Annotated in this window: 14 protein-coding genes and 1 pseudogene; 9 read left to right on the top strand and 6 right to left on the bottom strand. The window is 40.2% G+C overall.

Annotated elements, in window-relative coordinates:
- Positions 1-331: 331 nt before the first annotated feature.
- The 3 genes from tkt (at position 332) to ACAY00_RS11375 (ending at position 8,150) form a co-directional block, all read left to right on the top strand.
- Entirely contained in the window at positions 332-2,335 is a 2,004-nt protein-coding gene (gene tkt, locus ACAY00_RS11365) for a transketolase (RefSeq protein ID WP_371373613.1), read from the top strand.
- Between the two features lie 13 nt (positions 2,336-2,348).
- Complete coding sequence (gene pgi, locus ACAY00_RS11370) at positions 2,349-3,986, top strand: glucose-6-phosphate isomerase (RefSeq protein WP_371373616.1); 1,638 nt, start codon at positions 2,349-2,351, stop codon at positions 3,984-3,986.
- 135 nt (positions 3,987-4,121) lie between these two features.
- On the top strand, positions 4,122-8,150 hold the full coding sequence (locus tag ACAY00_RS11375; protein ID WP_371373619.1) for a PAS domain S-box protein: 4,029 nt from the start codon (positions 4,122-4,124) through the stop codon (positions 8,148-8,150).
- On the opposite strand, the gene ACAY00_RS11380 is transcribed toward ACAY00_RS11375, so the two are convergent.
- From ACAY00_RS11380 to ACAY00_RS11395, 4 genes are all read right to left on the bottom strand, one after another.
- Positions 8,147-8,290 carry a hypothetical protein gene (locus tag ACAY00_RS11380; protein ID WP_371373622.1) on the bottom strand — a complete coding sequence of 48 codons (144 nt, stop codon included), beginning with the start codon at positions 8,288-8,290 and terminating at the stop codon, positions 8,147-8,149. The two genes, ACAY00_RS11375 and ACAY00_RS11380, sit on opposite strands and share 4 nt — an antisense overlap.
- A 202-nt stretch (positions 8,291-8,492) precedes the next feature.
- The gene (locus ACAY00_RS11385; RefSeq protein WP_371373625.1) at positions 8,493-8,960 is read right to left on the bottom strand and encodes a VF530 family DNA-binding protein; all 468 of its coding nucleotides are present in this window, start codon (positions 8,958-8,960) and stop codon (positions 8,493-8,495) included.
- Positions 8,961-9,051: 91 nt separating this feature from the next.
- Positions 9,052-11,103: an amidohydrolase family protein gene (locus ACAY00_RS11390; RefSeq protein ID WP_371373628.1), complete on the bottom strand. Its 2,052-nt coding sequence runs from the start codon at positions 11,101-11,103 to the stop codon at positions 9,052-9,054.
- 259 nt (positions 11,104-11,362) lie between these two features.
- Complete coding sequence (locus tag ACAY00_RS11395; RefSeq protein ID WP_371373631.1) at positions 11,363-12,754, bottom strand: L-cystine transporter; 1,392 nt, start codon at positions 12,752-12,754, stop codon at positions 11,363-11,365.
- Positions 12,755-14,091: 1,337 nt separating this feature from the next.
- Between ACAY00_RS11395 and ACAY00_RS11400 the strand changes: the two genes are divergently transcribed.
- Genes ACAY00_RS11400 through ACAY00_RS11415 form a run of 4 tightly spaced genes read left to right on the top strand, consistent with a single transcriptional unit; the run spans position 14,092 to position 18,199 of the window.
- Positions 14,092-15,327, top strand: coding sequence for a DNA cytosine methyltransferase (locus tag ACAY00_RS11400; RefSeq protein WP_371373634.1), 1,236 nt, complete (start codon positions 14,092-14,094; stop codon positions 15,325-15,327).
- A complete protein-coding gene (locus ACAY00_RS11405; protein WP_371373638.1) occupies positions 15,317-16,525 on the top strand; it encodes a DNA cytosine methyltransferase in 1,209 nt (402 codons plus the stop codon). The genes ACAY00_RS11400 and ACAY00_RS11405 overlap by 11 nt, the downstream gene beginning before the upstream one ends.
- A gap of 8 nt (positions 16,526-16,533) precedes the next feature.
- Complete coding sequence (locus ACAY00_RS11410) at positions 16,534-17,352, top strand: Bpu10I family restriction endonuclease (protein ID WP_371373641.1); 819 nt, start codon at positions 16,534-16,536, stop codon at positions 17,350-17,352.
- Positions 17,345-18,199: a Bpu10I family restriction endonuclease gene (locus ACAY00_RS11415; RefSeq protein WP_371373643.1), complete on the top strand. Its 855-nt coding sequence runs from the start codon at positions 17,345-17,347 to the stop codon at positions 18,197-18,199. The genes ACAY00_RS11410 and ACAY00_RS11415 overlap by 8 nt, the downstream gene beginning before the upstream one ends.
- 333 nt (positions 18,200-18,532) lie before the next feature.
- On the opposite strand, the gene ACAY00_RS11420 is transcribed toward ACAY00_RS11415, so the two are convergent.
- Positions 18,533-19,692, bottom strand: a protein-coding gene (locus tag ACAY00_RS11420) for an IS3 family transposase (RefSeq protein WP_371373646.1) whose coding sequence is annotated in 2 segments (ribosomal slippage) — positions 18,533-19,437 and positions 19,437-19,692 — 1,161 coding nt in all. Because the reading frame shifts where the segments join, the coding sequence is not laid out codon by codon here.
- A gap of 176 nt (positions 19,693-19,868) precedes the next feature.
- Between ACAY00_RS11420 and ACAY00_RS11425 the strand changes: the two are divergent.
- Both ACAY00_RS11425 and ACAY00_RS11430 read left to right on the top strand, forming a co-directional pair.
- Positions 19,869-20,351, top strand: a pseudogene (locus tag ACAY00_RS11425) (transposase); the annotation flags it as partial.
- Positions 20,352-21,303: 952 nt separating this feature from the next.
- A complete protein-coding gene (locus tag ACAY00_RS11430) occupies positions 21,304-21,840 on the top strand; it encodes a YkvA family protein (RefSeq protein ID WP_371373649.1) in 537 nt (178 codons plus the stop codon).
- Between the two features lie 143 nt (positions 21,841-21,983).
- Here ACAY00_RS11430 and ACAY00_RS11435 read toward each other — a convergent pair whose 3' ends face one another.
- On the bottom strand, positions 21,984-23,930 hold the full coding sequence (locus ACAY00_RS11435) for an AsmA family protein (protein WP_371373652.1): 1,947 nt from the start codon (positions 23,928-23,930) through the stop codon (positions 21,984-21,986).
- Between the last annotated feature and the right edge of the window lie 78 nt (positions 23,931-24,008).

Genomic DNA, 24,008 nt, shown 5'->3' on the forward strand with positions numbered 1-24,008 from the left:
TTTTATTGAAATTAATTTGTAATTGGGTTCAACCTTTGAGTTTATTTCTAAGCTTTTTGCTGGCGCTCGCGGATAATCCGCTTTTTATGGTTGTGTTTTTTACTTTAAAGCTTGCCCTTACCATTAAACCTTGTGGTCATTTGCAGTCTTAATTTGGCCAATCGATTCATTGGTAAACAGCGAGAAAAGTTCTATTCTTTTAGGAGCTTTGTTTCTCAATCAGGTTGGTTAATACCTTGCCATAGAGCAGGTTTTACAACCACTAATACGCAAGGACGCCAAATCACAAAGATAAGTAACCACCAGTTCACTAACTGAAAAGGGTAATCCAATGAGCTCACGCCAAAAATTAGCCAATGCCATTCGCATTCTGAGTATGGACGCCGTCCAAAAAGCCAACTCTGGTCACCCAGGAGCCCCTATGGGGATGGCGGATATCGCCGAAGTCCTGTGGAATGATTTTCTTGTGCACAATCCTAAAAACCCCAATTGGCCGAATCGCGATCGATTTGTTTTATCAAATGGCCATGGTTCTATGTTGCTATATTCTCTTTTGCATTTGAGTGGTTACGACTTGCCAATGAGTGAATTAAAACAATTTCGTCAACTGCATTCAAAAACCCCAGGTCATCCCGAATATGGTTATACACCAGGCGTTGAAACCACGACTGGCCCACTAGGTGCGGGCATTGCCAATGCTGTTGGTATGGCGATTGCAGAAAAAACATTGGCAGCTCAGTTTAATCAACCTGGGCACTCTATTGTCGATCATTACACCTACTGCTTTCTCGGTGATGGTTGTTTAATGGAAGGTATATCCCATGAATCATGTTCTTTAGCGGGCACGCTTGGGCTTGGTAAACTCATTGCGTTTTGGGACGATAATGGTATTTCAATTGATGGCCATGTTGAAGGCTGGTTTACCGATGATACGCCCGCACGATTTAAATCCTATGGTTGGCATGTTATTGCCGATGTGGATGGTCATGATCCTGATGCCATTCATCACGCGATTAAAGAGGCTCAAAAAACCAGCGACAAACCCACTTTAATTTGTTGCAAAACCATCATCGGTTTTGGCTCGCCAAACAAGTCAGGTAGCCATGATTGTCATGGTTCTCCCCTTGGCGATGAAGAAATTAAAGCCGCTAGAGCCTTACTAAAATGGGAGCACCCAGCTTTTGATGTCCCAGATGACGTGTATGCGGGGTGGAATAATGCTGAAAAAGGTTTAGAACAAGAACAGCGTTGGCAACAAGCATTTCAGGCTTATCGCGATGCACACCCGAACTTAGCCGCAGAATTTCATCGTCGGGTCGTCGAAAAATCTCTGCCGACAAATTTTGAGCAAGTAGCAAATGACTTTATTGCCCAAACTCAAAAAGAGATGGCCACAATAGCCAGTCGTAAAGCATCGCAAAATTGTATTGAAGCGTTTGCCCCGGCACTGCCGGAATTATTAGGTGGTTCGGCTGATTTAGCCGGTTCTAATTTAACCTTATGGTCTGGTTCCAAAGGTATTAGTAAGGACGATGCCAGTGGTAATTACCTCTATTACGGGGTGCGCGAATTTGGTATGAGCGCAATTATGAATGGTCTGTCATTGCATGGTGGCTTTATTAATTACGGGGCCACTTTTTTAATGTTTATGGAATATGCCCGTAATGCGGTACGAATGTCGGCACTGATGGGGATTCAAAATATTTTTGTTTATACCCATGATTCAATTGGTCAAGGCGAAGATGGCCCTACCCACCAACCGGTAGAACAATTAAGCAACCTTCGAATGACTCCGAATTTAACCACTTGGCGCCCTTGTGATGCAACCGAAAGCGCAGTGGCATGGAAATCGGCCATTATGAAAACAGAGGGGCCGACGGCCTTGGTGTTTTCGAGACAAAACATTCAAGCTCAATCACGTGATCAAGATCAACTCGCTCTTATTGCAAACGGCGGGTATATATTGCAAGATTGCAACTCAAAACCTGATGCCATCTTAATTGCTACAGGTTCTGAAATGCCTATCACCCTAGATGCGGCGAACCAATTAACCCAAATGGGACATCAGATCCGCGTTGTATCTATGCCCAGTACGAATGTCTTTGATAGTCAACCACTTGAATATCAACAATCGGTTTTACCCGATGATGTAGAGAATATTGTTGCGATCGAAGCAGCACATACCGACTTTTGGTATAAATACGTCGGTAAAAAAGGCAAGGTTATTGGTATGCAAACATTCGGTGAATCAGCGCCAGGTGGCGTATTACTAGAGCATTTTGGTTTTACTGCTGATAAAATAGTGCAGGTAGCACTGACACTTATAACTAAATAGGACGATTCCTAACATGACCTCAAGAACATCTTTAGCCAGTTGGCAAACACTTGTGCAACATGCGCAAGACATCAAAAACGTACATACGAAGGATTTATTTGCTCAAAATCCTAACCGTTTTGATGAGTTTTCATTAAAAATTCCAGCTTTTCTGTTTGACTACTCTAAGCATTCTATTACCAAAGAAACCATGGATAACCTTTTCGCTTTAGCCAAAGAATGCGAATTGGAGCAATGGCGTGAAAAAATGTTCAGCGGTGAACGAATCAATATCACCGAAGATCGCAGTGTATTGCATGTGGCGTTACGTGACCGTTCAAACAGCCCATTGGTTGTTGATGGTGAAAACTTAAATACATTAGTAACCGACGCGTTAGAACAAATGCGCGTTTTCACCGACAAAGTGCGCTCAGGGGAATGGAAAGGTTTCACCGGTAAAAGCATTACCGATGTGGTAAGCATTGGTGTCGGCGGTTCAAACCTTGGTCCACAAATGGTTACCGAAGCATTAAAACACTACAGTGACAACACCTTAAAATTACACTATGTGTCTAACGTTGACGGAACGCAAATTTATGACGCCTTAAACGGGTTAAATGCTGAATCTACGTTATTTATTATTTCAAGTAAGACCTTTACCACCAGTGAAACCATGACCAATGCCAAAACCGCAATGACATGGTTGGTCGATGCATTGGGCGATAAAGCTGCTATCGGTAAGCACTTTGTGGCCGCGTCTGCCGCAAGTGATAAAGCTTGTGAATTTGGCATCGAAGCTGAAAACATTTTTGATATGTGGGACTGGGTTGGTGGTCGTTTCTCACTTTGGTCAGCAATTGGTTTACCGATTGCACTAGACTTAGGGTTTGACCAATTTGTTGAACTCCTTGAAGGTGCTTACGATGTTGACCAACACTTTAAAACAGCGCCTTTAGAGCAAAACGTACCGGTTATTATGGCCTTATTATCATTATGGAACTGCACGTTCTTAGGTCACACCTCGCAAGCTATTTTACCGTACGATCAAGTTTTACATAAACTAACATCGTACTTACAACAAGCTGAAATGGAAAGTAACGGTAAGTTTGTAAACTGGCAAGGCGAAGAAGTGGATTACACCACAGTCCCTGGTTTATGGGGTGAAATTGGTATTAACGGTCAACACGCTTTTTACCAGTATTTGCACCAAGGCAACACCATTGTTCCGGCTGATTTTATCGGTTCAGTAAAACCGACAGCAGAAGTTGAAGGTCACCACGATATTCTTATGGCTAACTTCTTCGCTCAAGCTGAAGCGATGATGACTGGCGTTACAGAAGAGCAAGTTCGTCAAGAGCTGGCCGCTAAAGGTATGAGTGCTGAAAAGATTGATGCGGTAGCACCACATAAAGTTCATAAAGGTAATCGTCCTACAACCACCATTTTAATGGATAAAGTATCTCCTTACTCTTTAGGTGCGTTAATTGCCTCTTATGAGCATAAGATCTTTACCCAAGGTATCTTGTTAAATATTTGCTCTTTTGACCAATGGGGTGTTGAGTTAGGTAAAGGCTTGGCGAACAATATCCATGCCGAGTTGGTATCAGATATTGAGAATGCGCATGACAGCTCTACTAGCAACTTAATTAAGTACTACAAAAGTAACAAGTAATGGTTTTATAACACCCATTGTTTTTAATAAAAACAAAAACGCACAGCTTTACTCTGTGCGTTTTTTTGTTATTACACGGTCCAAACAATCCTCAACTGCTACTATATATATACCTGTTAATTGAACCGCTAACGTATGTATAACGAATCCACCATCGCCGTCGTTGTATTGTTGATCTTCACCCTTGCTTTTGTGGTGCGAAAAATTCATCTACAAAGCAAACGTGATGTTATCGATATTTTAAAACGCAAAGAATCACGACAGCTTATCTTCGGTGCTCTGGTTATTTTTTTGGTGATCACGTCACTGATTGTGCATTACGGCTTAATGCAAATACAGCAACAATTAAAACAACAATCAATGACCACCTTAAGCGCGACTCTAGACAATACCAATGCGTCGCTTATGAATTGGTTTGATAAACAACAAAATGTTATTAACAGCTTGGCCAAAGATGCTGATATTCAAGCCTTATCACAACAACTGTTACGCATTAATCCCAATGCCATAGTCGATAGCCCTGAACTATTAGAGCTTAGAAAGAGAGTACAAGAGCTGACCAAAGATTATACTCAAGTTGGCTTTTTTGTTATTGGCCAAGATCATCGCAACTACGCTTCTATGCGAGATGTTAATATCGGCGCGCTAAGCCCCATTCATCAACAACGACCCGATGTGTTAGAACAAGCTTTTACCGGTAAAACGGTGTTAGTGCCGCCGATGCGCTCCGATGTACCTTTGCACAAATTACAAAAAGGCCTTGGTGCTTACAACACCACAATGTTTTCCATCGCCCCACTTAAAAATCCGCAAGGCGAGGTATTTGCCGTATTTGCCATTCGCATAGACCCTTTTATTGATTTTTATCCGATCATTAATAATGCTCAGGTTGGCACCAGCGGAGAGACCATTCTTATCGATAATATGGGCTTATTAATTTCGCCAAGTCGATTTGAAAAGCAACTGGCTAACGTTGACTTAATTCGACCGGGGCAATCCAGTATTTTAGCGATAGAAGCGCGAGATCCTGGACGCTTGTTAAGCCCAGAGAATAAGGGCTCAGTATATCGACAAAAGCTGCCATTAATGGAGAGTGCTGCTAGTGTGATCACAAAGAAAGAAGGGCTAAACGAAGCAGGCTATCGAGATTATTTAGGGGGTGAAGTGATTGGCGTTTGGCAGTGGAATGAGAGCTTAAATTTAGGCTTGATTTGCCAAATTAGATTGTCAGAAGTTCAACAGGGGTATGTTGATTTACGCAATACGGTAAGCGCAGTCTTGCTCAGCATTTTAGCTCTGTGTTTGATTTTAGCGAACATTGGGATGAACATTCTAAGGCGGATGAACAAACGCTTAGTCAGAGCCAACTCCAACTTAGAAAACAGGGTCGCAGAGCGCACAAAAACCATCTCAGATCGTGAGCATAAACTGTGGGATTTATATGAAAATGCGCCCATCGCCTATGCATCTGTACATTGTAATGGTGAAATATCTCAACACAATCGTAAGTTTGCTGAACTGTTTGGTTATGAGCGCGATCATATTTCTCAGCTTCGCTGGCGCCAAATGATGCCATCACAAAACGATGATGAACCTGGTATCGAGTTATTTGATAAAGCGTGTGTCGGTGAATCTATATCGGATAAAAATATTGCAATCACCACCCATTTAGGACAGCAACGAACGCTGTCAGCAAATGCATTTTTAAGCGAAGATAAATCCGAAGTAAAAATATCATTAGTGGATGTGAGCGAACGAGAAAATGCCTTAGCTCAGCTTGCCAGTAATGAATATCAACTGCGTTCTGTTGTCGAAAGTTTGCCCGGTGTGGTGTTTCGAATACAGTATCACAAGGATTCGTTAACCCCTATTCCTCTAGATTATATTAGCAATCAAATATTCACATTAAGTGGGTATCGAGCCGACGATTTTGTTGGCCCCAAAGCCAAACGCAAGTTTATCGACTTATTTTCACCCGATAATCATCAAATACTGTATCAGGCTGTGCACCTTAGTGTCAGCGATAAGCAAAGCTTTATCATTAATGCTCAAGTTATAACGCGCAAAGGAGATTCCAAACCGGTACAGGTAGCCGCAAATTCTTGGTTCGATTCTGCTCAGGGTTTGCATCTTATCGACGGCGTCGTTATCGACTGCAGCAAAGTTCAATCTCACCCAACCAACTTAACTCAATCTGAGCAAAAATATTATTCTGTCATTAACGCTGTGGCGGATGCGCTTATTGTTGTTGATATCGATGGTCAAGTGCTTGAAATAAACAACAGTGTCATAAAAATGTTCGGTTATCAAAGTGAGGAAATTATTGGCCAACATATTAGTTTGTTACAAGATAGCGAGATAAGCGCAGAACAGGACAAAATTTTAGCCTTTGAACACCAAAATGGCACCACCTCTTTACTGACCTCAGGGAGAGAAATCATCGCTAAACACAAAAATGGCGAATTATTTCCTATTGACGTATGCACTCGAGAACTGCCATTAGAAGGTGAAAGCTGCTTTGTTGTCGTGCTAAGGGATATCAGCGAGCGTCACCAAAAAATGGTGCAACTTAAAGCTAATGAAACAAGGCTAGATGCCAGTACTAATGCAGCTCGTATTGGCTTATGGGAATATCTGCCAAACACTCAGGAAGTACGTATAAACACCATCCTCGCCACCATGCTAGGGTATGAGCCAAATGAATTAATGCAGGACAATAGTCCTTGGTCAGCACTAAAAGATGGGCTAAAAATATGGCGCGAACTTATTCATCCAGATGACAAAATATCGGCAGAACATCAAATGCAATGCTATCTCGCCGGGCAAACAGATGAATTTCGGCAACAATTGCGCTTACTTTGTAAAGATGGCAGTTATAAATGGGTACTTGATATTGGTCGCATTACCAAAGTCAATGAACAGGGAAACCCCACCCGAGTGTCTGGTGTTCATATTGACATTAACGACATTAAGCAACAAGAACAGCATCATTTAGAAGCATTGACCATTGCAGAAAAAGCGAATCAGGCCAAAGCTGATTTTCTCGCCAATATCTCAGATGAAATACGCAGTCCAATGAACACCATCATCGAAATGACACAATTTGCCTCAGAACGTAGCGAAGATAGCCAACAAAAAAGTTATATCAGCAAAGCCCAACGTTCAGCTAACTCATTACTTGGGGTACTTAATGACATTGTTGATTTTTCTAAAATCGAGATGGGCGAATTGAACATCGAAAAAGCGCCTTTCAATTTGCATGATGTGCTTAATGACCTAGCAACCGCGATGAGTGTGAAGGCTGAACAAAACCAATTGGAGTTGATTTTTGATATTGAAGCCAATACCCCTATGATGTTGCATGGCGATCGCCTAAGACTTACCCAAGTACTGACAAATTTATGCAATAATGCGATCAAACACTCTGATCAAGGTGATTTGATTTTAACCATAGAAAAACCCTTTTTTAATGCGGACTATGTTGATCTTAAATTTACTTTAACCGATACCGGGATGAAAATATCAGAACAACTGCAACGCACAATATTTGATCCATTGGTACCTAATGAGCAACCAGAGCATAGTAGCAGTGAACCACACGTTGGCTCTTTAGGCGAAGGCATCGGGCTCGTTATTGCAAGTCAACTGGTCTCGTTAATGGGTGGCAAAATCAATGTCGGAAATAGCGCGGATCAAGGCAGTACCTTTTATTTTAACTTAACCTTTGATCGTCAATCACAAGTCCAAGAAAAACTGGAAGAAAAAAGTAAGCTAGATAATATTGATAACATATTAATTGTGGATGATAACGACCATGCGGCCGACATTTTAAAGAAAATATTGGCCACTCAAGGCTACAATGTGTTGCTTGTTAAAAGCGCCAGCCAAGCATTTGAATTATTACAACAACACGATGCAAAAGCGCCCATCGACTTAGTTTTTATGGACTGGTTAATGCCCGTAATGGATGGGGTAAAAGCGAGCAGAGAAATTCAATATAATCTCAGTCTTGAACAGATACCAGAAATCATCATGCTAAGTGCGTTTGATACAGACGAACTCAACGCACTTACAAAAGACTTAGATATCTGTGCAATTCTCACCAAACCGGTGATGCCATCGACCGTGTTAAGTGCTTTAACCACCTTAGAGCTAAGGGATTAAACATACATTAACATCACGAGTACCAAGAGCACGACAACACCTATGGTGTAGAAAAAGATGTTATCTTTCCAGCTTGGTTGCTTATTCACCACTTTATGATTAGATGGCTTTCTTTTCGGTTGTCTTTTTTTCGCAGTCATCGGCTTTCCTTTTTATACCACTGTATATAAACATTTATATAATATGAAAAATAATGTCAATGACCAGATTTAAAAAGACAAAGATGATTGATAAAAGTCAACCTACTTGCTCGCAACTTAGCTTCTCATCCATATTCTCAAACTCAGTTTATAAACCTGGCTAAACGCTTAATAAATGAGTACAAGCAGTTCTTAGCGCATACTAAGATTTTTTGTAATGTGCCCAAGGGTCGGCTGCTGGTTGCTGTTTGCCTGATTCAGGTCGACTTGACGTCGACTTAGCTCTGGGTGACTTGTTTTGCCGTTTTTGCTGATAGTTATGCTCACGCTGTTGGCGCTGTTCTATAAGTTCATCAACGGTTAGCTCAATCGGCGCGGCCACCTTTTGATGTTCTGGGATGATACGCTCTCTTGGTGGAATATCAAACTCAGATAACCTTGGTTTGGGCAATGCACAATATTGATAGAGATAGAAATCTTCTAATTTGATTCTGGCCCATTCGGTTTTTTTAAGAAATTTAATGCTCGATTCAATACTTGGGTTTTGTTTAAAACAATTAATATTGGTGGCTGCTGCTAAAATCTTGAAGCCGTAGTGTTCAACGACCGTGGTGACTAAAACATCGAGCTTTAAGCCATGCAAAGGGTTATTCAAATATTGATTCGACATAGTGATTTATATAAACGCGATAACTAAAAGGCTATTATAGCGGTTTTTGCTTGCCACGGTAATAGCGTTATCGATTTCATCATGACGCCCCCTATTTAACATTGGCGGATGCAACGAATGGACGAACCCCTAACACCTTGTACAGTTGATCGGGGCGATAATAATGCCTTCCTTTAACGACCAAGCTAACTTTTCGCAAATCTGACATAGATTGCACCGGGTTACCATCAATTAAAATCAAATCCGCATCTTTTCCCACCATAATGCTACCTTTTTGATGACCAACCCCGATTAATTTAGCCGAATCTAAGGTCGCTATTTTAAGTACATCCCAATTAGGGATACCGGCTTGGGCATAAAGCTCTAGTTCCCGATGAAGGGTAAAGCCGGCGATATTATCGGTACCAGCAACCAAAGGGACGCCATAATCATAGAGCTTTTTCACTAACACGCTCATCGCCTTCGCACCTTGTTGATAATTGTCTTTAAGATCGGCACTGACATTCATCTCGGCTCCTTTAATTTGACGTAATACATTAGGCGGTAAATGCTGCGCGATGGCTGCAAATTCGGGGTCGACCTGCTTATTTTGTTTTAACAATAAACTACGAAAGGTCGAAATCGTGGGGTCAATAACGATTTGCTTTTGCGCCAACAACTGTAAAAACGCATCGACTTCAGGGCTGTTTAAATCCAAAGCGCCTGCTTGTTCACCAATCAAGGAAAACCGTAACTGTTGTCTGGTATCTACTTGATCCGAAGCCAAGAAATTAAGAAACAACATGTTAATGTGCTGGATCTCATCATAACCTGCCAACACTGCTTGCTCTGCCGTCATAAACGCGGGTATGTGACCACTTAACCTCATCCCGCGACGATGGGCATGAGCGGCAATCGCTGGCACCCAACTGGGGTCAATAGAGCTATAAAGCTTTACTTGCAAGTAGCCATTATCTGCAAACCAATCGATTTTTTCATGCGCCTGCTCTAAGGACTCTACCGACAACAAAGCCGAATACTCACTCATTTGATCGATAAAACCTGCTCGATACACGTTATTACCAATGATTCGGTTGCTATGAAAGTTCTGTTCAATGCTCATGATACTGTCATGATTATTGCCGATATCTCTGACACTCGTAACGCCGGCAGCAATATTTAGCAATCCATCTTGCGGGGTCAAATGGCCATGCATATCCCACAAGCCGGGCAATAATGTTTTGCCCTCACCGGCAATAACGACGGTGTTTTTCGCTACCTTTATTTGTTTACCAATACGATGGATTTTACCGTTCACTAACCAGACATCGACATCTTTAAATAATTGTTTCTTTTCAATGTTGGCAACTTGAACATTGCGAATAACTAGACTCTGATAGGGGTTGCTAAGCTCTTGGCTCACTTGCTCAAGATATTGATGTTCGGCTTGGTTTTGGATTTCAGTAAGCTTTGCCAAATCGGATAAATCATAACCGGCTCTTATCACCTTCATAAAACCTGAAAAGTCTTTTGCGAAAAAGTGCCCATTTTGGTCGTACCAAGAAAATTCAGGCGAAAAACCAAGACCTGTAATGGCATACAAGGTAAGATCGGCGACGTTATCGCCAGAGGTTAAGGTAAAGGTATCCATTTTTTGCAATCTAGCGGTTCCAGATGGCAATAGGTCAACCGAATGACTCTTTGAAGCCAGCATGTGTTTTAGCATCAGGTTTTCAACCACGACGGCACTGTTTGCTGGTAAATATAAAAAGCGGCTATCCGTTTTCAACTCACCATCGTCTTGTCTTGAACTCCAACGAGCGATACCATCTTGAAACTCAAAACGCTCTTTAATTGGTGCACCAAAAGCAGAAATGCCATCGGCTTTAAATTCAATGAGATTACCTTGATCATCAATGGTTAGTGCTTCATTAATCTCGACAACACGATTATTCCATCGAACCTCTAAAACCCCCTGATAATGATTGGCACTGGTTTGAGTCATAACTTGCTTGCCCGCCAAGCCTTTTAAGGTGTAGATATTATTGGTGATGGTTTGAATGGGTTGATGCAGCTGTTCAGACGCTAAGGTTGGAAGATTAAATAGCCCGCACAGCAGCACTATTTTTAGCCTTGGAGTCAGTATTAAGAGCTGTTTTTTCACATTGAAATTCATCTAGTTACCAGTCATGTGGAGCAAGCTGAACTTTAATTGTAGTGGGGATTTGAGGCTTTGCTACTTCAACCAGTGTCTATCTTATTAGCGATATGTATAGCGAGAATAAAGCAATAATAAAAGAGTCTGATAAAAAGGGGATATGAGTAGGGGCTAAAAGGAATACGTGTTACTAGGCTAAAGGCCCGTATTCTTAACAACAATTCGGTAAATCGTTAGGCAAGAATACAGGCACTTAGTATATTTTTTAAGACGAGCGAACCGGTCCTTGTTCGCTCTCTAAATCGCTGGCTTGTTGTTCTAGCTTTAACCAACGGCTGGTTAAGGTACCGGCGGTCATTGCTCCAGAGACATTAAGCGCAGTTCTGGCCATATCGATTAATGGTTCAATGGAAATTAATAAGGCCGCTATCGCTACCGGTAATCCCATCGCGGGTAATACAATGAGAGCCGCAAATGTTGCGCCACCACCCACACCGGCAATACCAAAAGAGCTGATCACTGTAATCGCTATCAGCGATAAAATAAATTCTATTTCCATAGGGTTAATACCCACAGATGGCGCTACCATAACAGCGAGCATAGCGGGGTAAATACCAGCGCAACCATTTTGCCCAATGGTTGCGCCAAAAGAGGCGGCTAAGTTTGCGACCGATTCTGGCACCTTAAGCTTTTGCACTTGGGTTTGTACATTTAAAGGAATGGTTGCGGCAGAGCTACGTGAGCTAAAAGCAAACGTTAATACTGGCCAAACCTTAACAAAATACTCTTTTATCGACACCCCTACCAGAGAAACGAGCAAGCCATGAATCAAAAACATAATCGCAATCGCAACATAAGATGCAACAATAAACTCTAGGAGGCTTAGCATATCGCTTAAATTAGAACTGGCAACAACCTGAGTCATCAAAGCAGCAATGCCGTACGGGGTTAACGCCATGATCATCTTTACCAATCGCATAATGATGCTTTGCAAGGCAATAACACCTTGTTTAATGGGCGCAGCAAGTTGCTCAGACTCTTCACCTACCTTTCGGGCAGCTAAACCAAATAAAATACCAAAAATCACCACGGCAATAACAGACGTTGAGCGCAAACCACTTAAGTCGGCAAATGGATTTACCGGAATAAAGCTCACTAACATTTGGGGGATCGATAGTTCTTCGACTTGCGACTGTTTAGATTGTAAAACTTCCATTCTAGCGATCTCGCGGCTGCCTTCAATAAGACCATGCGCAGAAAGGCCAAAAGCATTCGCCACCACAATACCAACCAGTGCGGCCACCGCGGTTGTGATTAATAAAATCGAAATATTGGCCGCTGAAATTTTGCCTAGGTTACCTTCTTCGGTGTCGAGCTTCACCACCGCTGCAATCATTGAAATCAAGACCAGAGGCATCACGATCATTTTGAGCAGGTTAACATACCCCTGACCCAGGATATTAATCCACTCTAAACTGGTACTGATTGCCTCTGACGATGGCGCATAGAGTAACTGCAACCCTAAACCAAAACCACTACCTACAATCAACCCAAGTAAAACGGTTTTAGCTAAACTTGCTTGCTGTTTTTGCAGCTTATAAATGCCCAACAATAAAAACAAGAAAACCAATAAATTTAAAATAACCGTCAACGACATATACCTAACCGAATTTAAGCTCTATTCACCATGATAGAGAATACAAAGGGCGGAGGATAACCGATCTCTCCTAGAAAGAATAAGTATAAAAAATGAATTAAATATATTTAAAAGCTATATAGAAGGCATTATTGCTCTGCTGTGGGATCCGTCATTCAATATGAGAATCTCAGTCAATAGGATTAAGTCTAATTACTTAAAGCTTGTTCGAAATCTTAAGTATGAGGGGATATCGGTAAACGTTACAATTATCAGCGAGAGTCGTACACCAAGAAGTGGTATCCAATAAATCTGAAAGACAGAACAGTTATTGCGTCACGATGTTGGATACATCCTCTTCAATATAGGAGGAGGCTGTTTACGGCCGAGTTGTGCCAAACTCGGCCATTCAGCTAATTTTTCATACACCTAATAAAACCAAAACAACCGACATTTACCCTAACTCATTTTTGGACAGAAACGAGTTAGGACGAACCTATGCGTTGTGCCAGAAGCAGACGCAAATAATGCATGTTGCAAGATCTACCCCAAGTCTAGTATAACTAAATTATCAGGCTGTAAATAGCTATCTTATTTCGACCAATTAATAACCACTTTAAAGTGGTAAGCATCGACCTGATAGTACCTTCTGTAACTCCATCTTTACGTCCTCGTGACACTAATCTAGTCAAGTGACCACCATTCAAACCATGCAATTCCGCTTGAAGTGAATAAACTCGAGATAACTGAACGTTCAGTGTTCTAATTAGTGTATCAAGGTTTTGTTGATTGACCGCCATCGTCTTACTAGTTTCATATTCCTGTATTGCTTCAGCTAAAGTGATCGTCGGTCTATCACCTAATACATGATGTCTGTATAGTGTTTCTCGTCATTGACTCTAAAAGCGCAAGGCTAACGTCTTTTTAGTAGTTCTAGTGCTCCGAATAAAAACTTTATTATTTATACTGACTTCGCAATTATAAGATTTTGAGTTTTTCCGCTTATAAATCATATATTCTCTCAATGTTTACAGCTATTAAATAGCTTCCGCTACTTTTTCTATAAGAGAACTCAATTGACGACTCGATCTAATGCTAGTACCCTTTCATTAAAATGGATACACATTGTAGCCACAAGGTGACAACATTGAGTGCAAAAACTTCAGCATTGAGAATACGAATTGAACCTGAGTTACACAGCCAATTTCTTAAGTGTTGTCAAGAATTAGATCGACCCGCAGCACAAGTCTTAAGAGAGTTTATGCGAGATTTTGTTATGCAGAATTCTAATTCTAAACAGGTATTGCTCCCATTAAAACAACCATTATTTGACAATAATGAGAATTAAGTTTCCGTAAATGATTAATAAACAACTAACTTTCATTGACCTGTTCGCTGGTGCTGGTGGATTCGGCCTAGGATTTGAAAATGCTGGTTTCAGGCAGTTATACGCCGTTGAAATTGATAAATGGGCCGCTGAGACCCACCGTTTCAATTTTCCTAGAGTCCCTGTCATTGAACAGGATATATGTGAAATTACTAACGAAGAAATTTTAGAGCTTAGTAATGAGAGACCTGACGTAATAATAGGTGGTCCTCCTTGCCAAGGCTTTTCACATGCAAACATTGTAAATAAAGATCCAAAAGATCCGAGGAATTCACTCTTTGAGGAGTTTATTCGATTTGTAGATGTGCTACAGCCCAGAGTGTGCATCATCGAAAATGTGCCAGCGTTGTTAAAAACTAAAACCGCCTTAGGAGAGCAAGTAATTGACGTAATTACATCTGAACTTGAACGAATGGGGTTTAGTACTAGTTACGAACTGCTAGACGCAAGAAATTTTGGTGTCCCACAGAAAAGGCAAAGATTGTTTGTAATAGGCGTAAACAAAAAGTATCCCAAATTACTTAAGGAATCTTTGTTTCCTTCACCGACACACAATGAATTAGGCAGTGGAGACCTTTTCAACTCAGAGGATATGAAACAAGAAGTTACTCTTTGGGATGCGATCTCTGATCTGCCGCAAAGAACTTTTAGTGATTTTGACTGCAATGAATCTTACCAGTGCTTGCCCAAAAATGAATATCAAGAGCTAATGAGGGCAAATTCTAATGGGCTACTAACTAACGCTGAACCAATGAGGCACACACAAAGAGTGATCGACAGGTTTAAGGAAATTAAGATCGGCCAGAGTGAAGGCAACGTAACCCAAGACAATATGCCCAAAAAGCGTGGTAACCCAAGTACTATCTCGGAAAAAAGATATTCACAAAATAGTAGACGTCAGTCACCTAACTCTCCTTGTAACTCTGTTGTTGCGTCCTCTCACTCAAATTTCATTCACCCTTATTTGCATAGGAACTTCACAGTTAGGGAATTGTTGAGAATACAATCTTTTCCAGATAGATTTGAATTGAAGGGAAAACGGGCTGTATTAAGCAAAAAACTATCAATCAAGAAAGGATTGTTAGATGACATTTATCTAGATCAACGTATGCAAGTTGGTAATGCTGTTCCTCCCTTATTATCAGAAGACTTGGCTCGAAATATTGCTGTAGTGTTAACGGAAAGAGGTTGTACTAATGTCGCTTAAAGTTCTAGACTTATTTGCTGGTTGTGGCGGACTATCTAGTGGCCTAGAAATGGCTGGATTGGAAGTTCTAGCCGCATGTGAAATTGATCAGTGGGCAGCCGATACTTATCGTCATAACCACCCTAATGTTGAAGTTATACAAAAAGACATATCTTCAATAGAAAAAGGTTTTTGGAAGAATAAATTTAACGGAAAAGTAGATATTGTCGCGGGGGGGCCTCCATGCCAAGGGTTCTCTGTTTCAGGTAAGAGACAATACGGGATTATCGCTGAAACTAATTCACTAGTTACCGACTTTTTAAGAGTTGTTGAAGAAGTAGATCCAAACTACGTCATAGTAGAAAACGTTAAAGGTTTTAAGACTGGTAGTATCAGTAAGAACAAAAAGGTTTTTGACTATTTAAATGACTCTCTTGAGTCATTAGGCTTCAACGTTTACCACAGAACATTAAATGCTGAAGAGTATGGTGTCCCTTCGCTAAGATCGCGTATTTTTATTATCGCGTCAAAAATACAATTAGATGAACCTTTTCTTGCTCCTACTCACTCTCCTGATGCAATTCATGGTCTTCAACCCTTAGTCACAGTTGATGAAGCTATTTCTGATTTACCTGAACTAAATGCATCGGAAGGGGTAGAGGATAGCCAAGAATATAAAACAAATTTTCGAAATGAATATCAAAAAAAAATGAGGCTAAATTCGAAAGCTGTTTATAATCATGTATCTATGAAACATACTTCTAGGCTAGTAGAACGGTTTAAAAGTATGGAACAAGGACATAGTAGTTACAGAATTGGCCGAAAAACCGATGAAAAGAAAGTCACCTCATATAAAATGAATAATCAAAGGTTATTCGGAAATAAACCATCCCTTTGTATAACAGCTAACTTTCAATCAACTTTTATACACCCGACTCAGCACAGAAATCTGACTGCTCGAGAAGCTGCGAGGTTGATGTCTTTTCCTGACAGTTATATTTTTAAAGGAAAACGCACGCAAATGAGCTCTAAGTTTTTAAAAAAACATGGACGTGAACATGAAGATTTTTTAAGTCAGTATAATCAGATAGGAAATGCAGTTCCCCCTTTATTAGGAAGAGCTGTTGCTAATGGCTTACTTGAATCAATAAATAAAGCAACAACTAAAACTCAAGTAGAAATTAAAGAGACGGAACCAAAACTTCAACTTTGTTATTAAGGATCGTAATGGCAAGCAGCAGTTTATCTCATAAAAATAATCTAATTCAAAAGAGTAAGCGTATTAAACAACTGACACCAAAAAGGCTTCAGATTTTAGATAACGTAAAGAAAAACTATGTTCAGTACTTGAAAGAAGCTAATTGGAGCGAAGTAAAAAAAGGCAATGTAGTTCCAGCAGTTAAAGCTTTAGATAATTACGTTAATTACACTAAGGAAATAGAAAAACAAGATTCTTTTTTTAATTGGAGAAGTGATTTTGCTGGAAGCGTAATCCCTGAATTTTTATTTAGAGTTTTTTCCAATAGACTTAGGGAACTTAATATTCCACACTTTTTTAGTACAAGGGGTTCAGTAGTTGAAATGACCCTCAATGGTACTGCCGATAACGCTTGGAATATTAGAAGAAAAAATCAAGATTTATGTTTAGGTGGAGCGATTTGTTCGACCATCATTGAAGGCGCGAAGCAATCATTTGTTGTACCTTCTATAATATTTGAAGTAAAAACAAATATTGATATTAACAAGTTGAATGGGCTTGAATTTTCAGCAGAACGACTTAAACGCACATTTCCTACAGCAAAATATTTCCTAGTTACGGAAACAGTGGATTTTTCTCTGAAAGACAATTATGTAGCAGGCCACCTAGATGAAATATATTGCCTAAGAAAACAAGTGCGCTCTGAAGCACGAAGAAATAAAGCAGCCTTAAAGTCCGATGTTTTTCAAAAATTATTAGATGATGTTGTAAATTCGATGCGATTGGCAACGACTTCTAAAGGGCATGTTTATGACCGTTTAGAAACTGGGAAACTGATAAATGCCTAATTATATTTTCGAACCTACAACTTATATTCATGGCAGCAAACTTAAAAATAAAGTTTCCAATCTGAAGAATAAAGAAGACCCTCTATTTAGTTGCCTTGAACAATACGAAATATGGAAAGAGCGTTCGTTACAGATAACTAAAAGAGATGATGCTAGCATAAACCTTCTAGTACAGTACTTAAACGATTATAAAGACTTTTGTGAGGAAATATTTGATAGTCGAGAGAATAGTGCACAAGAAGTTCTACAGCCTTCAATTCTAGAAGAGTTCTTTGAATATTTATTTTGCAATATATCTGATGTAATTGGTAAGGACATGATAAGGAAACCTGCAAAAGGATTTGTCGACTTAATATTTAACCCCAGTTCGATAGATACCCTACTTGACGTACCGGAGTATACAGTTAGAAGAAAAGACCATGATTTTGTGCTTGGTTCCAATATAAAACTGACCGTAAGTTCTGATAAGACTAATAATCAATTGCAATCAGATTTAGTGATTCCCTCAATCGCAATAGAATGTAAAAGATATCTGGAGCGTAATATGCTTGATGAATGCTCTGGTACAGCAGAGAAGGTAAAAAGAGCAACTCCATATTGCAAATACTTTGTTGTTGCTGAGTATTTAAAAATGGATAAAGCATCTCCAGAAATGTCTCTAATTGACGAGATATATGTGCTGAGAAGACAAAGAAACTCAGATAGGCTATCCGAGAACTTCATACCTAATCCAATTTATACAGATCTAGTCATTGATTTGTATACTCAGTGTATAAATCATCTAAAAAAGATTTGGTGGGATCCCGAATCAGCCTTAAAGGAAGGGAAAGTATTTAACTTAGATTAATGGTTAGCTTTCTATCGAAAAATTATAAATCATAAGTATGTCTATGATTAATTTCATTTAAATACAGGGTGTTAACTGTAATTTTAGGCACATGTTAGGGAAAGTGTTAGCGGAGTTGGCCTTTTACGAATAAAAAGGCCAATTTTTAAGAATTGGTTTCAAGTTTTTTCAAACTTATACCGCTAGAATCTAACCAGTGGTTTCTGTCATTAATTGGATATCCAACAAGTATCGTAGCTGCTTGAAAGAACAGGGAGCGTATTGCACTGTGCAAAGCGCGCGTCACCTATGTCTTCTTTTGGTACTATGATCTTGCCCCAATAAAATGGACAGTTAATTAACGTTATCATGTAATGCTTCAAAGTCCGAAGGACTTTTGAATCCAAGGTAACTATGCAGCCTTTTTCGATTATAGAAACACTCAATGTAATCGAAGATATCAAGCTTTGCTTCTTGACGCGTTCGATACTTGTATTTACGAATACGTTCTCGTTTTAACGAGCCGAAAAAACTTTCTACAACAGCGTTATCATAGCAGTTACCTCTAGCACTCATGCTACACAAGATGTGATGCTTTTTCAGCATATTTTGGTAGTCATCACTGCCGTATTGAGCGCCTTGGTCTGAGTGAATGATAACACCTGGTGTTGGTCGTCTTGTTGAAATCGCCATTTCAAGCGCTTGAATCGCTAAGTGACGTCCCATGTGTCTGCCCATAGACCAGCCAATGATTTTTCTTGAATACAAGTCCATTACGACGGCTAGATAGACAAATCCCTGTCTGGTTTGGATATAAGTAATGTCCGACGACCAGACTTGATTAGCTTGGTCTGCAACGAAGTTCTGCTTTAGTCTGTTTGGTGCGATATTCGAGTATTGGTTTTTCTGCTTAACGTAACCAGATGGACGTTTAGGGCAGCCTTTTAGCCGAGCATAACTCATAAGCTTAGCTACTCGATTCTTGCCACAAATAACGCCCTGAGCGCGCAATACATGCTGAATACGTGGCGCACCATACACACCACGACTATCGTCATGAATCTTCGAAATTAAGTTGGTCAGTCTGATATTTTCTTGTTTTGTTTTGCACACTGGACGGCTTAACCAAGCGTAAAAACCACTACGAGAAACCCCTAATGCTCGACACATCATATCTATGGGATATAGCTTGCGGTGCCGCTTAATACAGCGAAATTTTAGTCGGACTCCTTGGCGAAGAACACCACCGCATCTTTTAAAAAATCCCGTTCTTTTTTAACTTGAGCTAGTTCTTTCTTTAGCTCTGCGATTTCTAAGTTCTTAGTAGCTGTTGTTGCTTTGAACGCATCATCGCCCTTGAGACGAAACTCATCTCGCCATCGTCGCAACTGGCGTTCGCTAATTTCAAGCTCTTCACAGACTGACTTATCCGTCTTTCCATCCTCAGAAGCTCGCAATAGAGCCATTCGTTTAAATTCGGCAGGATACCGTTTGTAGTTTTTGCCTTTTGTCATAAACACCTCTCTACTTCAATTGTAGTGTGTCCATGAAAATGGGGTAAGACGACTATTGAGACCTTAATTCTAACTCATTTTGGGGCATAAACGAGTTAGTACCACTGTCCGCTATTGGCTGTGAGTTCAACTGGTGAATGCAACGCTATCCTTATACTAGCTTAAGGAACGTTAACATGAAACAGAGAAAACGCATCTACTACAATGCTCAGCAAAGAGCATTAATTTGGGATCGCTACAAGCAAGGTGATTCGGTTCACGATATCGCTAGGCTTTTTGACCGATTCCACTCATCAATACTGGGCATTATCCATAAAACCGGTGGGTATCGGCCCCCAGAACGAACCCGTTCATCAAGCATATTATCATTAGCTGAACGTGAAGAAATATCCCGTGGTTTAGTTTCTAATTTATCGTTTAGAGCCATAGCTAGAAAGCTAGGTCGAGCACCTTCAACTATTTCTCGTGAAGTTAGACGGCATGGTGGGCTTAAACAATATCGAGCAAATAAAGCAGATGCAGCAGCTTGGGAAAACGCAAAGCGTCCTAAACCTTGCAAGCTATCAGGTAGCAAAGCATTATGTTCAATAATCGCTAGAAAGATGAAAGCGGCATGGTCACCGCAGCAAATATCTGGCTGGCTTAAAAGAAAGTACCCTCCTCGCCCAGTTACGAATAATTTAATCGTTTCAATTACACAAGGGTTTGAGCTTTTAACCCAAACAAATGAGCTTAATAAACTGATCGAAAAACTGCGTTCCGATTCAAGTCCGTTTTATGCATTAGAGAATAAGTATCGTTATTTTCCGCTAACCCTCTTAATTAAGAGCTTACATACAGAATGGCCAATTCACAGTTCAACAAGGGCCTTTAAATTATCAAAAGAGAATCGAAAAGAATCCTCCCCCCTCTCTGGCACTTACCTTGTCACCGTAGCTGACGCCATAGAAACTCTAGGTATATCGAAAGATCAAATGGTTAAATTCGTACCTGAAGTTTCCAGCAAAAGAATCCTTAGAAACAAGTTTTGCATTAACATCATGCCGATTATCCAAGGCATGCCATCAAATAATCAATAGAACACAACTGCATACCGCCATTCAAACCTTACTTCTTTAATAAAAGATCTCATTTAACCCCTTATTCTCGTCTCAAAGAAATTTGCCCACTAAGATATTATTTGCTATTTATATGGATTGGTGTGCTGAATATTCATCTTTCGCCGCTTTTTGCTTTAGCGCATTCGTATTATTAGCAAATAGACATTACTCAAGAGCTGTCACAAACAATGAGATTATTGATAACAATTCTCACTAGGAAGGAAATATTTTTTCAGAGTACTTCTCTGCAGCGCCTGCTATACAAGAACTCCAAAGACTGAGATTCTCATATTGAATGACGGATCCCAGCTGCCCCCCATTACTCAATCAACTCGCCACTCTCCCCCACAATAAAGCTAAAATTGTTTTGATTGGGTTATTTAATCTCCCATATTGCAAAGGAAATTCTTTTTGTCTATGTTCAAAATGAGGCCTTTTTATACCTATTTTTCAATACTCTGTTAAATTTAAAGAGTATGAAAAATCTGAGCCACTATACGGGAGAACAAATATGGCGATAGAAGTGACGTTTGAATTATCAGATGAAGACTTGGATCATTTTCGAAAAGTAATGCATCAGGCTCAACAAAGTGCCAAGCACCTAGACCCAGACGTTATTTTAACAAACGCCAAGGAACTCATTACCAACGTAAATGAGAACATTCCGGTTTTTGTTAAAAATCGAATTGCAAAACTCAGCACCTTAATTGAAATGATAGAAGATAATGAGTGGCAAATTCCTGAAGAAGAAGGCAAGAATGTGATTAGTGCTCTGGCGTATTTTAGTGAACCAGAAGATTTAGTCCCTGATCATATCCCAGCCTTAGGCTTTTTAGATGACGCCATTATGATCGAGTTGGTGGCAAGCGAGTTAGAAAATGAAATCGATGCATTTACCGAATTTTGTGAATATCGTCATCGTGAACGTCATCGCCAAGATGTTGATGAAATAACGAAAGAAGACTGGTTAGATGCGAAACGTCGTGAACTTCACTCGCGAATGAAAAATCGACGCACCAAACGTCGTCGTCGCAGCTTGTTTGTATAACAACGTTCCGGTAAATGCGTTAGCGCCAAGTTTGCCAATATTTCAGTCACCAGGGGAAGTGAACATGTTAAGCACTTCCCCGTCGTGAGTTAGTTTTAATTTATAAATAATTATGTTTATTCTTTTGCATAGCCAAAGTTCGACTAGCCAAAAAGCTTTTTAAGTTTGTCCTTTAATTTTTCTTTTATCTTTTCTTTACCTTCATCAACCACATTAGGCTTTACTTTGATGTTATGAAACGAACCTGACACTTTCATCGGTATAATGAGGCCCTTTCTATTGGTTTGAGCATTTTGGCCTTTACTCGAATCAACCAACTCGGCTGTTACCAGCAAATCGAGTTTAGTGGCCGGTAAGTTAATATCGCCTTCGCCTTTTACCCGAATAAAGGGGTTAAGCAAATTCATATCTTGAGTTGTTGCCACCCCATTAACAAGGCTAAATGAGCCAGAAAAAGCGGCAAAGTCAGTGGCTTCAGAATCACTAAAATCAGCATCTAAATTTACTTTGCTCAAATCCCCTGCTAATAAACTTTTCGCACTTTTAGCCACCGCAGCTAAATTAAACCCTTTTACAGCTCCATCACTTAGTGAAACCTCACTGCGCCCATTCAGTTGCTCAATAATCGCTTTTTGACTGTTGCCTCTTGAAGTTAAAGACCAGCTCAAATCGCCACGTCCCATTAACCTCTCAAAGCCAATACTGTCGGTTAATAATGGCTGTGCATCAATACCGCGCAATGTAAATTGGCTGTCAAAGCGATAAGGATTCGAGGCCGCATTAATCACAACTTTACCCTCCCCTTTACCTTGATATGCATTAAAGCGGGTCAACAGCAGAGTTAAAATAGACTGTTTTAAATTTACCTCTATTGAGTTCTCTCCTAGGGTTATATCTCGGTATTGAAACGAAGTTGAGTCCAGCTTAATGTTTGCCTGCAAGGCAGATAACCCCGTTAAGTCAATGGGCTTGTCACTCCATTGAATAGGCTGTTTTGACTTTTCTTTAGGGGGTGTAGTTTCACTGGCTGACTCAGGTTTTTCTTCAACGCTGGGTAAATAGGGGTTTATATTAAGCTCACCTAAATCAAAGTTAGCAACAAGCTTTGGTATATTGCTCAGGTGCAAAGTCATCTCGCCTTGGATGGCTAATTTATCCATTAGCACATTTAAGTCGGTAAAGGAAACCGCCTCTGAATCACCTTTAATTTGGGCACTAAACTTGGCTTGATTAAACGCTTCGGCTTTTGCTGTTATTGGTTTTTTTAACCATTGTAAAAGATTTTTAAGAGAGTCTGATGTGGCTTCAAGATGCCCTTCGAGCTCACCAGATAATGGCGAAAATAGACCGTTATAATGACCAGATACCAATTGCGACTCGAGCTTAATTTCGGTGCTTATCTGTTGTTTTTGCAACAACTTGGCCAAGGTCGACAAACGCAAGTCAAGATCAAAGGTTTCAGCCATATAATCGAGTTGCCCCGTTACCTTTAATGGCTGTCGCAAAGACTCTAGTTGCACTTCAAGTTGCACCTGTTCAAGTTTTGTTTGTTGGTTTTTGACTTGGTCAAAATACGATATTGTACCGTCGATGATCTGCACTTGCCCTAACCTAAGATCAAACCCGTCTGGTAAGGTTGCGGATTGAGTGACATTTGGTTTAGTAACCGTTGATTGAACATCATTATCGGCGCTATTGTTAGGGTTAACCAATTGCCAGTTAACCTCACCTTGGCGATTCTTTTCTAGGATAATATGCGGTTTTTTAACCACAAATTTTTCAACTTCAAGCTCTTTTGACAATAAAGCCTGCCAAGGAATATGGATCTCAACCAACTCTATATCAGCCATCGTCGGGTATTTAGAGCCTGCAACATTACTTAATTTAGCGTCATTTAATGCTAGGCTCAGGGTAGGAAATATTTGTAAATCAAGTGGCCCTTCTACCGATAGTGTGCGCCCCGACACCTGTTTTACTCGATCGCTCACTTGGCTCATGATGGCGTCTTTGTTGATAAACTGACTGGCAATAAAAACCGCTACCACCATCAACAGAACTAAGACGCCCAATATTTTGAAAAATAATCGCATAATATCCCTTTTGATTTTACCGCTACCGTTAAAAGTATATCTGTGCTGAGCAATAAAAAAACATAAAGTTGTGTAATT

Origin of the sequence: Thalassotalea sp. 273M-4 (assembly GCF_041410465.1) — a bacterium.
GTDB lineage: Bacteria > Pseudomonadota > Gammaproteobacteria > Enterobacterales > Alteromonadaceae > Thalassotalea_A > Thalassotalea_A aquiviva.

What these genes read in the sequence shown, in the direction of transcription:
- tkt (WP_371373613.1), top strand. Translation starts at nt 332, where the DNA reads ATGAGCTCACGCCAAAAATTAGCCAATGCCATTCGCATTCTGAGTATG.
- pgi (WP_371373616.1), top strand. Translation starts at nt 2,349, where the DNA reads ATGACCTCAAGAACATCTTTAGCCAGTTGGCAAACACTTGTGCAACAT.
- ACAY00_RS11375 (WP_371373619.1), top strand. Translation starts at nt 4,122, where the DNA reads ATGTATAACGAATCCACCATCGCCGTCGTTGTATTGTTGATCTTCACC.
- ACAY00_RS11380 (WP_371373622.1), bottom strand. Translation starts at nt 8,290, where the DNA reads ATGACTGCGAAAAAAAGACAACCGAAAAGAAAGCCATCTAATCATAAA.
- ACAY00_RS11385 (WP_371373625.1), bottom strand. Translation starts at nt 8,960, where the DNA reads ATGTCGAATCAATATTTGAATAACCCTTTGCATGGCTTAAAGCTCGAT.
- ACAY00_RS11395 (WP_371373631.1), bottom strand. Translation starts at nt 12,754, where the DNA reads ATGTCGTTGACGGTTATTTTAAATTTATTGGTTTTCTTGTTTTTATTG.
- ACAY00_RS11400 (WP_371373634.1), top strand. Translation starts at nt 14,092, where the DNA reads ATGATTAATAAACAACTAACTTTCATTGACCTGTTCGCTGGTGCTGGT.
- ACAY00_RS11405 (WP_371373638.1), top strand. Translation starts at nt 15,317, where the DNA reads ATGTCGCTTAAAGTTCTAGACTTATTTGCTGGTTGTGGCGGACTATCT.
- ACAY00_RS11410 (WP_371373641.1), top strand. Translation starts at nt 16,534, where the DNA reads ATGGCAAGCAGCAGTTTATCTCATAAAAATAATCTAATTCAAAAGAGT.
- ACAY00_RS11415 (WP_371373643.1), top strand. Translation starts at nt 17,345, where the DNA reads ATGCCTAATTATATTTTCGAACCTACAACTTATATTCATGGCAGCAAA.
- ACAY00_RS11430 (WP_371373649.1), top strand. Translation starts at nt 21,304, where the DNA reads ATGGCGATAGAAGTGACGTTTGAATTATCAGATGAAGACTTGGATCAT.
- ACAY00_RS11435 (WP_371373652.1), bottom strand. Translation starts at nt 23,930, where the DNA reads ATGCGATTATTTTTCAAAATATTGGGCGTCTTAGTTCTGTTGATGGTG.